11 protein-coding genes are annotated in these 14,356 nt (G+C 70.2%); 3 read left to right on the top strand and 8 right to left on the bottom strand.

Annotated features, from left to right (window positions below):
• Positions 1-61 precede the first annotated feature (61 nt).
• Complete coding sequence (locus SLW55_RS09085) at positions 62-2,029, bottom strand: transglycosylase SLT domain-containing protein (protein ID WP_320744979.1); 1,968 nt, start codon at positions 2,027-2,029, stop codon at positions 62-64.
• Positions 2,030-2,560: 531 nt separating this feature from the next.
• On the opposite strand from SLW55_RS09085, the gene SLW55_RS09080 reads away from it, so the two are divergent.
• Complete coding sequence (locus SLW55_RS09080; protein WP_320744978.1) at positions 2,561-5,449, top strand: TonB-dependent receptor; 2,889 nt, start codon at positions 2,561-2,563, stop codon at positions 5,447-5,449.
• Positions 5,450-5,727: 278 nt separating this feature from the next.
• Here the strand turns inward: SLW55_RS09080 and SLW55_RS09075 are convergent, their stop codons facing one another.
• The 4 genes from SLW55_RS09075 to SLW55_RS09060 all read right to left on the bottom strand — a co-directional run bounded on the left by SLW55_RS09075 (position 5,728) and on the right by SLW55_RS09060 (position 9,027).
• The gene (locus SLW55_RS09075; protein WP_267099692.1) at positions 5,728-6,495 is read right to left on the bottom strand and encodes an endonuclease/exonuclease/phosphatase family protein; all 768 of its coding nucleotides are present in this window, start codon (positions 6,493-6,495) and stop codon (positions 5,728-5,730) included.
• Between the two features lie 25 nt (positions 6,496-6,520).
• A complete protein-coding gene (locus SLW55_RS09070; protein WP_320744977.1) occupies positions 6,521-7,372 on the bottom strand; it encodes a thiol:disulfide interchange protein DsbA/DsbL in 852 nt (283 codons plus the stop codon).
• A gap of 105 nt (positions 7,373-7,477) precedes the next feature.
• A complete protein-coding gene (locus SLW55_RS09065; protein ID WP_017910536.1) occupies positions 7,478-8,119 on the bottom strand; it encodes a thiol:disulfide interchange protein DsbA/DsbL in 642 nt (213 codons plus the stop codon).
• 86 nt (positions 8,120-8,205) lie between these two features.
• A complete protein-coding gene (locus SLW55_RS09060; protein WP_026143360.1) occupies positions 8,206-9,027 on the bottom strand; it encodes a c-type cytochrome in 822 nt (273 codons plus the stop codon).
• A gap of 128 nt (positions 9,028-9,155) precedes the next feature.
• Between SLW55_RS09060 and yihA the strand changes: the two genes are divergently transcribed.
• A complete protein-coding gene (yihA, locus tag SLW55_RS09055) occupies positions 9,156-9,779 on the top strand; it encodes a ribosome biogenesis GTP-binding protein YihA/YsxC (RefSeq protein WP_295928363.1) in 624 nt (207 codons plus the stop codon).
• A 326-nt stretch (positions 9,780-10,105) separates the two neighbouring features.
• Here yihA and SLW55_RS09050 read toward each other — a convergent pair whose 3' ends face one another.
• From SLW55_RS09050 to SLW55_RS09040, 3 genes are all read right to left on the bottom strand, one after another.
• Entirely contained in the window at positions 10,106-11,098 is a 993-nt protein-coding gene (locus SLW55_RS09050; RefSeq protein WP_267092804.1) for an MBL fold metallo-hydrolase, read from the bottom strand.
• A gap of 106 nt (positions 11,099-11,204) precedes the next feature.
• Entirely contained in the window at positions 11,205-12,035 is an 831-nt protein-coding gene (locus tag SLW55_RS09045) for a helix-turn-helix transcriptional regulator (protein WP_295941635.1), read from the bottom strand.
• Between the two features lie 36 nt (positions 12,036-12,071).
• The gene (locus SLW55_RS09040; RefSeq protein ID WP_153750678.1) at positions 12,072-12,767 is read right to left on the bottom strand and encodes a VIT family protein; all 696 of its coding nucleotides are present in this window, start codon (positions 12,765-12,767) and stop codon (positions 12,072-12,074) included.
• A gap of 222 nt (positions 12,768-12,989) precedes the next feature.
• On the opposite strand from SLW55_RS09040, the gene SLW55_RS09035 reads away from it, so the two are divergent.
• Complete coding sequence (locus tag SLW55_RS09035; protein WP_267084099.1) at positions 12,990-14,354, top strand: glutamate--cysteine ligase; 1,365 nt, start codon at positions 12,990-12,992, stop codon at positions 14,352-14,354.
• The last annotated feature ends 2 nt before the right edge of the window (positions 14,355-14,356 follow it).

Here is a 14,356-nt window from a genome sequence, read left to right as displayed (position 1 = left end):
GGCGTGTTGACCCAATGTTCGGCGCGGTTGCGCGCGGTGCGCCGTTGCGATTCCCTATTCCCTATTCCCGATTCCCGGCCGCCGCATCGGCGGCCGTACACACAAACTTCTTCCGCGGTGCATCCAGCTTGCCGAGCATGCGCTCGGTGACCGGCAGGGCGTCGCCGTTGAGGCGCCAGTCGTAGATCACGCTGAAGGCCAGGATGCGCGCCACGTACTCGCGGGTTTCCTTGTAGCTGACGGTCTCGATCCAGAAGTCGGCATCGTGGCCCGGGCGCTGGCTCTGCCAGCGCGCGGCCGGGCCGGGGCCAGCGTTGTAGGCGGCGATGGTCAGGTAGGGCAGGCCGTAGGTGTTGAGCAACTGGCGCAGGTAGGCGGTGCCGATGGCGATGTTGGTGTCCGGGTCGTACAGGCTGGCGGCGCCGCCGTAGCCGGCCAGGCCGAGGTTGCGGGCAACGCTGGCGCCGGTGGCCGGCACCACCTGCATCAGGCCCATCGCATTGGCCGGCGAGCGGGCGTTGGGGTTGAACACGCTCTCGGCGCGGATTTCGGCGGCGACCCAGGCCGGGTCGATCGCGTTCCTGCCGGCTTCGCGGCGGATGGTGTCGGCGTGGTGCAACGGGAAGCGCAGCGTGTACAGGCGCTGTTCCTCCGGGCGCTTGCCGAGCCCGAACACCGCGCGGTCGAACCAACCGTTGTTGCTGGCCACTTCCACCGCCAGGCGCCGCTGGGTGTCGTCGAAACGGCTCAGCGCATCGTTCCACTCGGCCACGGCCCAGCCGGCGCGGTCGATCTTGAACAGCTCGAGCGCGCGGACCAGCGACGGATCGCGTGCCACCGCCGCCTGCGCCTGCGCGCTGTCGTTCGGTTCCCACGGGCACAACGCGTACGGCTGCTTGAGCCGGTCGGCGGCCAGGAAACCGTGGAAGGTGGCGGAGCTGGCGGCCGCGCGGTACAGCCGCTGCGCCTCGCTGGCATTGCCGGTCTTCTCCGCCAGCCGCGCCTCGAAGTACTGCCAGCGCGAATCGTTGCGCTGCGCCGGCGGCATCTTGCGGATCGCGGCCAATGCCGCCGGCCAGTCGCCGCGCGCCATCGCCTCGCGCGCGCGCCACTCGTGCAGGCGTTCGTCGTACGCAGACTCGGGCACCGCGTTGAGCCGGCGCGCCGAATCCGGCCCGTACGAGGCCACCGTCCACAGCGCGATCTGGTACAGCACCGCGCCGCGCTGCGCCTCGCTGAACTGCAGCGCCTGGGCGAACTGCGGCAGTTGTCGTTCGGCGGCGTCCGGATCGGTCTTGGCCAGCTTCGCCAGCCCGTCCACCGCGACCTTGCGGCTGCGCTCGGTCTTGGGCCAGGTCAGCGCACGCGTGTGCACTGCGTCCAGGAACGCCGCGTAGTCGTTGGCCAGGGCCAGGTCGGCCGCGGGCAGGCCGCGTGCGGCGGCGCGCATCACCGCCGGCTGCTGTGCGTCCGCCGCCGCCTCCACGCGCGCCCAGCGCAGCGCATCGGTCATGCCGCCGCGCGCCTGCAGCACCGCGAATACCGGATCGCAGGCGTCGGGCAGCGACTTGCCGGCGTTACGCCACAGCGCCTGCGCTTCGTCCACCCACTGCGCGTCGGCGCGGCCGGTGGCCTGGCGCGCATTGAGCTGGGCGCAGCGCAGGCCGAGGTTCTCGGTGGGTTTCCAGTTCGCCAGCAGCGCCGGCCAGTCCTCGCGCCGCGCCAGCGCCGGCAGCCACAGCGCACGGAAGCTCTCGGCCACCGGTTGCCCGGCGTAGCGCTTGAGGAAGTCCTGCGCCTGCGCATCGGACACCTTGTCGATGTTGCGGCGCAGGTTGGCGTACTCCAGCCAGCCGTACAGCGGATGCTGCTTGAACGCGGCCGCGCGGACCGGATCGAACCGGCCCTGCTCGGCATCGTCGATCGCCGAGCGGATCGCCGGGCGCTGGGCATCCAGGGACTGAGCGAGGGCGGAAACGGGGCCGCACAACGCGGCGGCGAACAGCAGGAGAGACGTGCGCAGGATCATGCGCGGGACTATACCGAACGCGGATGAATCGCCGTTTCAACTGGCGATGGTGGCGCTGTCGTCGCTTTGGCCGGCGCGGCTGCGGCGATGGGAGCCGCGTTCGTCCAGGCGGGCCGGTGAGTGCGCTGGGTGTAGTGGGGTCATCGTGGCGATCGGCGGAGCCATGGCACGTCGTATGAGTGCCGTGCCCCGCAGCGTTTGCAGATCGGCATCGCGCGCCGGGCCGTCCGGTGCCCCGGCACGGGCGGGTGAGGTGCGGGTGCAGCTTCGTACGCCAGAACTCCGCGAGTCGCTTCGCGCCTTACCCTCACCCCAACCCCTCTCCCGAGGGGAGAGGGGCTTAGGCAGGTCGCCGTTTGACCACGTCTCGCACCCCTCGTGTCTACCAAATCGACCAGTCGTCGCGATGGCCCGCGCTTTGCCTGCCGGATGCTTGCACGGCGTTTACGATTTGTTTACAAAGAATTCCATGCCGTCGCGGTGCAGGGGGTCGCAGCGGCCGACCCACATCCTTTCTGGAGAGAGAGACGGATGAATTTCCTGCACCGCCATCCTTTGGTCTTCGCGGTATCCATGGTCCTGCTCGGCGGCGTCCCCGCCACCGCCGGCGCCCAGCAACAGACGCCCCCGGCCGCTCCCGGCACGGCCACCACGCTGGACAGCGTGCAGGTCACCGGCACCCGCATCCGCCGTGCCGAAGTCGAGGGCCAGGTGCCGGTGCAGACCCTGAGCCGCGCCGACATCGAACGCACCGGCCTGACCTCCATCGGCGATGTGCTGCAGGAACTCACCGCCTCCGGCTCGGCCTTGAACGCCAAGTTCAACTCCTCCGGCAATTTCGGCTTCCCGCCGGACGGCAGCGGCGTCGGTGCCGGTTCGGCGCAGGTGGATCTGCGCCACCTGGGCGCCAAGCGCGTGCTGGTGCTGGTCGACGGCATGCGCTGGGTCAACGAGTCCTCGGCCTCGGGCGTGGGCGCGGCCACCGATCTCAACACCATCCCGCTGGCCATCGTCGAACGCGTCGAGGTGCTGGAGGACGGCGCGTCCTCGCTGTACGGCTCCGATGCCATCGCCGGCGTGGTCAACATCATCACCCGGCGCAATTTCGAGGGCGGCCAGGTCACGCTGAACTACGGCGAGTACGACAAGGGCGATGGCGCCAGCAAGGGCGTGGACCTGGCCTGGGGCCACAGCACCGAGCGCACCAGCCTGTTCCTCGGCGCCAGCTACATCAAGCAGGATCCGATCTACGCGCGCGACCGCGCGCAGTCGCTGTATCCGATTCCCGGCACCGGCCTGAGCTTCGGCAGTTCGGCCACCCCGGACGGGCGTTTCATCTTCGTCGACCCCAACACCGGCGCCGAGCAGAACCTGACCCCGAACAGCGGTGCGCGCACGCCGCGTTACGACGGCACCGGCGGCTGCACCCGCAGCGACGACTACCACTGCTTCACCACCGCCGACCGCTACAACTTCGCCGCGTCCAACCTGCTGCTGACCCCGTCCGAGCGCAAGGGCGTGTTCGGCCAGTTCCGCTTCTTCTTCAACGACGACGTGCAGTGGTACCTGAAGCTGCTCGGCAACCGCCGCGAGTCGACCAACCAGGCCGCACCGGAACCGATCTTCCTCGGCCCCGACGCCGGCACCGGCAATCCGCTGGCCGACAACATCGTCATCTCCGCCGCCAACCCGTACAACCCGTTCGGCTTCGCGCTGGATTCGGGCAGCAACCTGATCATGATCGGGCGCCGCCCGGTGGAAGGCGGTGCGCGCGTGTTCGAGCAGCGTGTGGACACCCAGTACGTCGGCACCGGCTTCATCGGCAGCTTCGAGGGCGCCGACCGCACCTGGTTCTGGGACGTCAACGGCGCCTACAGCAAGAACAAGGCCGAGCAGACCAACTACGGCAGCTACAACATCTACAACATCAACCTGGCGCTGGGCGATCCGGCGGCGTGCGCGGCGGTGGCCGGCTGCGTGCCGCTGAACATCTTCGGCGGCGCCGGCAGCATCACCCCGGACATGCTGCGCTGGATCCAGCCGGTGGTGCACGACCGCAGTCAGAACGAATTGACCCAGTTCACCGCCAACCTCAGCAGCGACCTGTTCCGGCTGCCGGCCGGCGCGGTGTCCTTCGCCACCGGCGTGGAATACCGCAAGTACGAGGGCTTCTACCGCCCCGATCCGCTGACCGTGATCGGCCACTACAACGGCGTGCCGTCGCTGCCGACGCAGGGCAGCTACGACGTCAAGGAGGCCTACCTCGAACTGAGCGTGCCGATCTTCGCCGATTCGCCGCTGGGCGACAAACTGGACCTGAGCCTGGCCGGCCGTTATTCCGACTACTCCACCTTCGGCGGCAAGTTCACCCCGAAGTACGGCCTGCGCTGGCAGGTGGCGCCGGACTTCGTGCTGCGCGCCAGCTATGCCGAAGGCTTCCGCGCGCCCAGCATCGGCGAACTGTACGGCTCGGCCGCGCGCGCCGACCTGACCCTGTCCGACCCGTGCTCGATCGGCCTGGGCGGCACCGCGCCGCGCGGCAGCGCCAGCAATTGCGCCACGCTCGGCGTGCCCGTCGGCTACCAGCAGGCCAACTCGCAGATCTCGGTGACCACCGGCGGCAACCGCGCGCTGGAGCCGGAGAAGGCGCGCAGCTTCAGCGCCGGCTTCGTGTGGAGCCCGTGGTTCGCCAGCAACGTGCCGTGGTCGGACCGCTTCGACGTGGAGGTGACCTTCTACCGCCACGACATCGACGGCGCGATCCAGGCGATCAACGCGCAGACCCAGCTCGACCTGTGCGTGGATACGCTGTCGCCGACCTACTGCAACGGCATCACCCGCGCCTCCACCGGCGGCATCAACGGCTTCAATAACCGGTTGACCAACCTCGGCTCGATCAAGACCGACGGCTGGGACGTGGACCTGTTCTGGAACTCGCCGGAGACCGCCGCCGGCCGCTTCAAGATCGGCTGGCAGAACACCTTCGTCACCCGTTACGTCGCCACCGGCGCGGCCGGCCAGGTGCAGCCGCAGCGCCCGGGCGTGGAAGTGGTGGACAGTTCGATTCCCGAGTGGACCAGCAACCTGAGCCTGGACTGGTCGCGCGGCCGCTGGAATGCGTCGTGGACGCTGCGGCACATCTCCGAGCTGACCGAGCAGTGCGGCGATGCGGTCGCGTTCCCGGTGTGCAGCAACCCGGTGGCCGGCACCAACACGCTGGACGCGATCACCTACCACGACCTGCAGGTGGGCTACCGCTTCGACTGGCTCAAGGGCCTGACCCTCAGCGGCGGCGTCAACAACGTCTTCGACAAGGACCCGCCGATCTGCCTGTCGTGCTCGCTCAACGGCTACGACGCCTCCACCTATGGCATCCCCGGTGGGCGCTACCTGTACGTGCGGGCGGATCTGAAGTTCTAGTCGCGACCTGTGCGTGAAAGACCTAGCGGGAGCGCGCGCGTGCTCTCGCAGGGTGTTGCCGATGCGGTGGGTAGAGAACAAGCCTTGATGCGGCTTGACTGCGGTGGCAGCAGGTTCGAGGTGCCTTTCTCGCGACGCACTTTCGCAAATGCGTCGCGGCTGAAGCCGTTTGCGTCTCGCTCGTGAAGTCGCTGAGCGCAGGGTCTGCCGAGCACGTCTGGCGCGTCGCGTCGGGGCTGAAGCCCCTCCCACATGAGATGCCGGTGTGGCGCTTTGTCTCAGCGCAGCAAGTGTTGGGGCACTTCGATTTCGGTGGCCACGGCGAGATGGTCGGAAAAGGCGGCGGGCACCGCACGCTGCGCGTTGCAGCGCAGGCCGTCGCTGACCAAAATGTGGTCGATGGCGCGCTGCGGCCGCCAGCTGGGGAAGGTCGGCACCACGCAGCCCGGCGGTTGCAGCCGGGTGCGTTTGTAGAGCAACTGCATTTCCGGGCGGTCGGCGACGCAGTTGAAGTCGCCCATCAACACCACGTTGGGATGATCGGACAGCAACTCGGCGATGAAGGCCAACTGCGCCGCACGCGAGTTGGCGCCCAGCGACAGGTGCGCCACCGCCACCGCCAGGCCTTCGGCGCCGTTGCCGAACTTGGCCAGCAGCACGCCGCGCCCGCCGAGCCGGCCGGGCAGGGCGTGGTCCTGCACTTCCACCGGCTCCAGCCGGCTGAGCAGCCCGTTGGCGCTGGAGGCCACGCCGCCCACGCGCCGGTTCGGCTGGTGGCTCCAGTAGTTGAAGCCGGCGCGCTCGGCCAGGTAGTGGGTCTGGTTGGTGAAGCCCGAGCGCAGGCTGCCGGGATCGGCCTCCTGCAGGCCGACGATGTCGTGGTCGCTGGCCAGCTGCGCGATCGCGTCCAGGCTGCTGCGCTTGCGCCCGGCCGGCAGCGCATGCGACCAGCTGCGGGTCACGTAGTCGCTGTAGCGGCGCGTGCTGGAACCGGCCTGGATGTTGGCGGTCAGCACGCGCAGGGTGCGGGTGGCGGGAGCGGTCACGGCGGTGCGGCCCGAGGCGGACGGCTTACTTGGCCATCGCCGCGCGCTCGCGCGCGATCAGGTGATCGGCCACGCGCAGCATGTCGTCGTAGCTCTTGCCCTTGACCAGGTACTTGCCGTTGATGATCAGCGACGGCGTGCCGGTGATGCCGCTGCGGGTGGCGAACTGCTTGGCGCGGTTGGTCTTGGTGGCCACCGCGAAGCTGCCCATGGTGTCGGCGAACTGCTTCGGGTCCACGCCGTACTTGGCGTAGAAGTTGGCGATGTCCTGCACCGAGTCGCGGCCACGCTCGCCCTTCAGGGTCTCGTCGACGTGGATCGCCTTGTACAGCGCCTCGTGGGTCTTCTCCTGCACGCCCAGCGCCTCGGCGGCGTAGAACGCGCGGGCGTAGTCGTCCCAGGTACCGCCGAACATCGCCGGCACATAGACGAAGCGCACGTCCGACGGCAGGCCGGCCTTCCACGGGCCGATCAGCGGCTGGAAGCGCGCGCAGGCCGGGCAGACGTAGCCGAAGATCTCGGCCACCTCGATCTTGCCGTTGGTCGGCTGGAACGGCTGGCCGCCGGCGATGTCGACGTAGTCGGTGCCGGCGACCGGCTCCGGACCGTTCGGGGTCCTGGCGGCGACCGGCTTGGCCGCGGCGTTGTCGCCTTCCGTGGCGGCAGGCTGTGCAGCGGCATCGGCGGTGGTGGCCGCAGGCGCGGCCGGCGTCTCCGCGGGCGCAGCGGCGGCATCGTTGCCGGCGGCGGGCGCGGCAGCCGGGGCGGCAGCGGTGCCGGAGGCAGGGGCGACGGCGTCGGCAGTGCCGTCCTGGGCCTTGCATGCCACCAGGATCGGCAGCAGGGCCATCAGGGTCAGGGCGAAGCGGGTCTTCATCGGCGACATCTCCAGCAGGATGGGGGACAAATGCCGGACGCGCCGCAAGCGCGGTCCGGCCACCCCGTCATGATGCCATGGCGCGGATGAAGCGCCGTACGCCGATTACTTGCCTGCGCGCTCGCGGGCGATCAACGCGTCGGCGATGCGCAGCATGTCCTCGAAGTTCTTGCCCTTGACCAGGTACTTGCCGTTGACGATCAGCGCCGGGGTGCCGGAGATGTCGGCGCGCACGGCGAAATCGCGCGCGGCCTTCACCTGCGCGGCGACCTGCGGGCTCTGGTAGGCGGCGATGAAGGCCTGCGGCTTGACCCCGAAGCCGGCGTAGAACGTGGCCAGTTCCTCCGGCGCCACGTTCTGCACCGGCACGCTGCGCTTGTCGTGGATGGCCTCGAACATGGCGCGGTGGCTGCGGCTCTGCACGCCCAACTGCTGCGCGGCATAGAAGGCGCTGGCGAAGTTGTCCCAGTAGCCGCCGAATGCCGCCGGCACCAGGGTCAGGCGCACGTCCTTGGCCTGCTTGCCCGCCCATTCCTCCAGCAGCGGCTCGAAGTGCGCGCAATGCGGGCAGGTATAGCCGAACACTTCCACCACCTCGATCTTGCCGGCCAGCGGCGCGAACGGCTTGGGATTGGCGATCAGGGTGTAGTCCTCCCCTTCCACCGCGGTGGCGGACTTGGGTTGCGCGCAGGCGCTCAACGGCAGCAGGGCGAGCAGGCACAACAGCAGGCGGGGCAGACGGTTCATGCGATCTCCAATGGCAAAAAACGAACGCCGGTCGTCGGGACCGGCGCGAAGGGGAAACGGGCCGGCGCCGCCGTGGCGGCGCGCGGTCAGGATTGTTGCGCGGGCGCCGGCTGCTGTGGCGTTGCCGCGGCCGGTGCGGCCTGCGCGGCGGCCGCGTCGTCGGCGCGGTCGTGCAGGCCCTGCAGGTAGCTGCCCAGCGCCTTGATCTCCTGGTCGGTCAGCGGCTTGGCCACCTGCGCCATGATCTTGAACATCGTCGGATCGCGCTCCTGGGTGGTGCCGGCCTGGTATTCCTGCAGGCGCCGCGCCACGTAATCGGCGTGCTGGCCGCCCAGATGCGGATAGGCCGGACCCGGATTGCCGGCGCCGGCCGGGCCGTGGCAGGCCATGCACGCGGGAATGCCGCGGGTCGCGTCGCCGCCGCGATACAGCTGCTGGCCGACCTCGTAGAACTTCATGCCCGCGTAGGGACCGTCGGCGATCACCGCGTCGTCGGCGATGCCGGCGCCGGCCTTCTGTGTGGCGAAGTAGGCGCCGATGTCGCGCATGTCCTGCGCGCTCAGCGGCTGCACGAACGGCACCATCGCCGCGACCGCGCCGCTGGTGCGCTCGCCGTGGGCGATCAGCGCCATCTGCCGCGCGCTGTAGCGCTCCACCTGGCCGGCGATGCGCGGATACATGGCGATCGCGGGGTTGCCGTCCGCGCCGTGGCAGGCGGCGCAGGCCGCGGCCTTGGCCTGGCCGGCCTTGGGGTCGCCCCAGGCGGCCTTGCCGATGTCGCCCTCCAGCGGCGTGGTGCGCACCGGCGCGTGGTCGGGAATGGGAACCACCGAGGTCTGCGCGAACGCGACCGCGGCGGCGACGGAAACCGCTAGACCGGCAAAGGCAAGAACGCGAGCGTGGCGCATTGCTGAAGCTCCGTATGACCCGACCCCGCGGCTGCCGGACGGCGACCGCACTCGCGCGATTATCGGCATGCCGCGGCCCGGCGGTCAACGAAGCCCGCCCGGGGCCCTGGACGTGCGATCCTAGGGGGATGTCGCTGATCCTCGAACGTGCCCACTATCTGTTGTCCGCCCACAATGCCCGCCAGTTGCCGGACGACGGCGGCTGGGAAGTGGCGTTCGCCGGCCGCTCCAACGCCGGCAAGTCCAGCGCGCTGAACGCGCTGACCCGGCAGAACGCCCTGGCCCGCGTGTCCAAGACGCCTGGCCGCACCCAGCAGTTGGTGTTCTTCCAGGTCCAGCCCGAGCGCTACCTGGTGGACCTGCCCGGCTACGGCTACGCCAAGGTGCCGCAGGAACTGCAGGCGCACTGGCAGAAGTTCATCGACACCTATTTCCGTACCCGCGAGGCCCTGCGCGGACTGGTGGTGGTGATGGACATCCGTCATCCGCTCAAGGACTACGACCGGCAGATGCTGGGCTACGCCGCCCAGCGCGGGCTGCCCGCGCACGCGCTGCTGACCAAGGCCGACAAGCTCGGCCGCGGCCAGCAGGGGCAGGTGCTGCAGCAGGTACGCAAGGAGCTGACCAGCGCGTTCGGCGACACCGTCAGCGTGCAGGCCTTCTCCGGCGAGAGCCGCCAGGGCGTGGACGAAGCACGCGGCATCGTCGGCCGCTGGCTGGGGCTGGAGACGGAGCCGACTGCTGCGGAGTGAGTGCGGCGGTGATGGCATCCAAACTTCTCGAGACGCTTTGCGCCGTACCCTCACCCCAACCCCTCTCCCGATGGGAGAGGGGCTAGCCGTTCCCTTCTCCCATTGGGACCATGGCCCCCTTTTGGGGGGAAGGTGCCCCGAAGGGGCGGATGAGGGTACGGGCGCAGCCTCGTGCACTCGAACTCCGCGAGACGCTGCGCGCCGGACCCTCACCCCAACCCCTCTCCCGGCGGGAGAGGGGCTAGCCGTTCCCTTCTCCCATTGGGACCATGGCCCCCCTTTTCGGGGGAAGGTGCCCCGCAGGGCCGGATGAGGGTACGGGCCAATCAAGGCGCCGCCGGCAACGGCGAGAATTCGGTCGGCACCCAGGCGAACGCCTCACCCTCGCGACGCACGTGGCCCAGTCCCGGGAACGGCAGGTGCGCGCCGGCCACCCACCAGCCGTGGTCCGCGGCCTGCGCCAGCATGCGCTTGCGCGCGGCGATCGCCGCGGCGCGGTCGCTGTCGGCCTCGAACGACGCCTGCGGCTGCGCGAACTGCACCGCGTGGTAGTGCACCAGATCACCCCACACCAGCAATTGCTGCCCCGCACCACCGTCGAAGCGGTACGACACGTGCCCGGGCGTGTGTCCGTGGGTATCCAGCGCCACCGCGCCGCCCGGCAACGCGTCTCCAGAGTGGAAGCGCCGCAGCCGCTGCGCAGCCTGGTACGGCGCCACCGCCGCGCGCGCCAGCGGGAAGGCGAAGCGCAGCATCTGCGGCGCGCCGGCCTCGCTGGCCGGGTCCAGCCAGTACGCCGCGTCGGCGGCGCTCAGCCACACCGTCGCCTTGGGATAGGCGGGCTGGCCCTGTGCGTCCAGCAGGCCGCACAGGTGATCGGGATGGGCGTGGGTGAGCAGCACGTCGTCGACCTGCTCGGGCGCATAGCCGGCCGCGCGCAGGTTGGTCAGCACCTGGCCGAGCCCGGGGCCGAAACAGGTCGCGGTGCCGGTGTCGACCAGGGTGAGGTGCGTGCCGTCCTGGATCAGATAAGCGTTGACCGCGGTCTGCAGGCCCTTGTCGTTTTCCGGCACATAGCGGTGGTCGAGCAGGCGTGCGATCGCCTGCGGCGGAATGTTCGCCAGTTCCGCGCGCGACAGCGCCACGGTGCCGTCGAACATAGCGGTGACGCGCAAGCGGCCGATCGCCTGGCGATAGACGCCGGGCACCTGCGTCTGGGCGCTGGCAGGCGCGGCGGCGCGGGCGGCGGATGGCAGCGTCAGCGCCGCGCTGGCGCTCAGGGCCAGCGCGCACAGCGCGCGCAACGGGAACACGGACATGGGATTTCCTGGCAGAGCGGCGTGCGCCGCGGTAACGGCATGCTGCGCCGGCGCCGCTGCGCGATTCGCTCATTCCGCTGCGCGCGGCGCTCAATGCCGACGTGGCTCAGTTGCCGATGCTGGCAGGATCCAGGCCATAGCGCTGCTGGAAGCGTTGGCTGAAGCTGCGCACCGAGCGGTAACCGGCGTGCGCGGCGACCGTCTTCAACGGCCAGCGCGTGGTGTACAGCAGTTGCATCGCGTGCGCCAGGCGCGCATCGGTGAGCAGTTCGCGCAACGACGTGCGTTCGCCGGCCAGGTGTCGGCGCAGGGTCGCGCCGCTGAGGCCCAGACGCTCCTCGATGTCGCGCGAACGCCAGTCGCGTTGCGGCTGCGCGGCGATCAGGTCGCGCACCTGCGCGGCCACGCTCGGCGCCGGCGGCAGCAGCAGGCCACCGTGGCCGCGCCGGCATAGCGCCAGCACCAGGGCCGCCAGCGCCAGCCGCGCCTCGGTGTAACGGCCGTCCTGCAGCGCCTGCCGCCATTGCAGCAGCGTGCTGCCGAACTCCTCGGCGCGCAGACGCGCCAGCTCCGCGCCGGCGGCGGGCAGCGGTTCGTTCCACAGCACGCGTGCGGCGCTCAGCGCTTCCTCGCACAGCGGCACCAGCACGCTCAGGTACAGGCCGCTGTGCGGATCCGGGATGTTGACCACATCGATGCGGCAGCGCCGCGTCACCAGGAACAGGTCGCCCGGTACGAAGTCCAGGGCCTGTGTCGCGGTGCGCACCTGCTTGCGTCCCTGCAGCAGGATCGCCAGGTGCGGCTGCGGGATCTCCACCGAGCGCGCGCCGTGTTCGCGGCGCGCGGTGATGCAGGCGTAGCCCTCGGCCTGCGTGCAGTCGGCCAGGCTGGCCAGGCGCGCCAGCAGCAAGGTGTCGGGGGAAGTGGTGTCGGCCATGGCCGGTGATGCTAGCGCAGCGGCGGTCGCGTCCGCTCAGACATGCACGCCGAACACATGGCCGATCGCGCCGCTGGCGAGCATCGCCGCCGCGCCCCAGAACACCACCCGCACCGCGCCGCGCAGGCCCGAGGCGCCGCCGGCACGCGCGGCCAGCGCGCCGGTCAGCGACAGGCCGATCAGGGTCGCCGCGCCGGTCACCCACAGTTGCCGGCCGTCCGGCGCCAGCCAGGCGGCCACGATCGGCAGTGCGGCGCCGGAGCAGAACGCGGCCGCCGATGCGGCCGCCGCCTGCAGCGGACGTGCGCGCAGGCTCTCGGTGATGCCGAGTTCGTCGCGCGCGTGCGCGCCCAGCGCATCGTGCGCGGTCAACTGCTCGGCGACCTGGCGGGCCAGGCCGGGGTCCAGCCCGCGCTGGCGATAGATCGCGGTGAGTTCGTCCAGTTCGCTCTGCGGGTCCTCGTGCAGCTCGCGGCGTTCCAGCGCCAGGTCGGCGCGCTCGGTGTCGGCCTGCGATTGCACCGACACGTATTCGCCGGCGGCCATCGACATCGCGCCGGCGACCAGGCCGGCGATGCCGGTGGTCAGCACCGTGGCCGCCGACGCGCCGCTGCTGGCGACGCCGACCACCAGGCCGGCCACGGACAGGATGCCGTCGTTGGCGCCGAGCACGGCCGCGCGCAGCCAGCCGGCGCGGTCGGTGCGATGGCGTTCGGAGTGGGTCGGGCGCATGGCGCTGCCTGCGGCGGAGCGGGAAGGAGACCGCAGCCTAGCCGAGCCGGCGCCGCGAACACTTGCTGCGTCTCACTCTCGACGCCGTCAGCGGCGCGGCCATGGAATGCTGCAGTGCCGCCGGTAGCGACGCGGGCCCCGCCCCCGGCACGCTATAGTGCGGGCCTTGCGATGGCAGGGGATGGTCCCCACATCGCCTCACCCGCCGTGCGAGTCCTGCCCTTGTCGAGCCCCAGCCACGTTGCCGAGACGCCGATCACCGACCGTGCCGAACTGGTCGAGGTGCTTGCCTCCGGAGAAAAACCCGAAGCGCAGTGGCGCATCGGCACCGAGCACGAGAAGTTCGGCTTCCGGCTGGACGACCTGCGGCCGCCGACCTTCGACGGCGAGCGCGGCATCGAGGCCTTGCTGCTGGGCCTGACCCGCTTCGGCTGGGAGCCGGTGCGCGAAGCCGGGCACACCATCGCCCTGTTGCGCGATGGCGCCTCGGTGACGCTGGAGCCGGCCGGTCAGCTGGAACTGTCCGGCGCGCCGCTGCCGACCATCCACGACACCTGCGTCGAAGTGGGCAGCCACCTCAACGAGGTCAAGCAGGTCGCCGACGAACTGGGCCTGGGTTTCCTCGGCATGGGCTTCCAGCCGAAGTGGCGCCGCGACGAGATGCCGTGGATGCCCAAGGGCCGCTACCAGATCATGAAGCGCTACATGCCCAAGGTCGGTTCGCTCGGCCTGGACATGATGACCCGCACCTGCACGGTGCAGGTCAACCTGGATTACGCCAGCGAAGCGGACATGATCAGGAAGTTCCGCGTGTCGCTGGCGCTGCAGCCGATCGCCACCGCGCTGTTCGCCGACTCGCCGTTCGCCGAGGGCAAGCCCAACGGCTACCTCAGCTACCGCTCGCATATCTGGACCGACACCGACGCCGACCGCACCGGCATGCTCGACTTCGTGTTCGAGGACGGCTTCGGCTACGAGCGCTACGTCGATTATCTGCTCGACGTGCCGATGTACTTCTCCTACCGCGATGGCACCTACATCGACGCCAGCGGGCAGAGCTTCCGCGATTTCCTGCAGGGCAAGTTGCCGGCGTTGCCCGGTGCGTTGCCGACGCTGCGCGACTGGTCCGACCACATGACCACCGCGTTCCCGGAAGTGCGCCTGAAGAAGTACCTGGAAATGCGCGGCGCCGACGCCGGTCCGTGGGGCCGGCTGTGCGCGCTGTCGGCGTTCTGGGTCGGCCTGCTGTACGACGATGCGGCGCTGGGCGCGGCCTGGGACCTGGTCAAGGATTTCAGCCTGGTCGAACGCCACGCGCTGCGCGACGGCGTGCCGAAGCAGGCGCTGAAGCTGCCGTTCCGCAACGGCACCGTGCAGGACCTGGCTGCCGAGGCGGTGAAGATCGCCCTGTCCGGCCTGCGCCGGCGCGCGCGCCCGAACCGCGACGGCCAGGACGAATCGCGCTTCCTCGAACCGCTGGTGGAAATCCTGCATGGCGGCGAGACCGCGGCCGAGCGCAAGTTGGCGCTGTACCACGGCGCCTGGCAGGGCGACATCGACCACGTGTTCCGCGAGTTCGCGTACTGAGT

The organism is Xanthomonas sp. LF06-19 (assembly GCF_034105425.1).
GTDB lineage: Bacteria > Pseudomonadota > Gammaproteobacteria > Xanthomonadales > Xanthomonadaceae > Xanthomonas_A > Xanthomonas_A sontii.
This window is presented reverse-complemented; position numbering and strand designations above follow the sequence as displayed.

Bases quoted from the DNA above. Each gene is read 5' to 3' on its own strand.
- SLW55_RS09050 (WP_267092804.1), bottom strand. From the start codon at position 11,098: ATGTCCGTGTTCCCGTTGCGCGCGCTGTGCGCGCTGGCCCTGAGCGCC.
- SLW55_RS09045 (WP_295941635.1), bottom strand. From the start codon at position 12,035: ATGGCCGACACCACTTCCCCCGACACCTTGCTGCTGGCGCGCCTGGCC.
- SLW55_RS09065 (WP_017910536.1), bottom strand. From the start codon at position 8,119: ATGAACCGTCTGCCCCGCCTGCTGTTGTGCCTGCTCGCCCTGCTGCCG.
- SLW55_RS09085 (WP_320744979.1), bottom strand. From the start codon at position 2,029: ATGATCCTGCGCACGTCTCTCCTGCTGTTCGCCGCCGCGTTGTGCGGC.
- yihA (WP_295928363.1), top strand. From the start codon at position 9,156: ATGTCGCTGATCCTCGAACGTGCCCACTATCTGTTGTCCGCCCACAAT.
- SLW55_RS09040 (WP_153750678.1), bottom strand. From the start codon at position 12,767: ATGCGCCCGACCCACTCCGAACGCCATCGCACCGACCGCGCCGGCTGG.
- SLW55_RS09060 (WP_026143360.1), bottom strand. From the start codon at position 9,027: ATGCGCCACGCTCGCGTTCTTGCCTTTGCCGGTCTAGCGGTTTCCGTC.
- SLW55_RS09080 (WP_320744978.1), top strand. From the start codon at position 2,561: ATGAATTTCCTGCACCGCCATCCTTTGGTCTTCGCGGTATCCATGGTC.
- SLW55_RS09070 (WP_320744977.1), bottom strand. From the start codon at position 7,372: ATGAAGACCCGCTTCGCCCTGACCCTGATGGCCCTGCTGCCGATCCTG.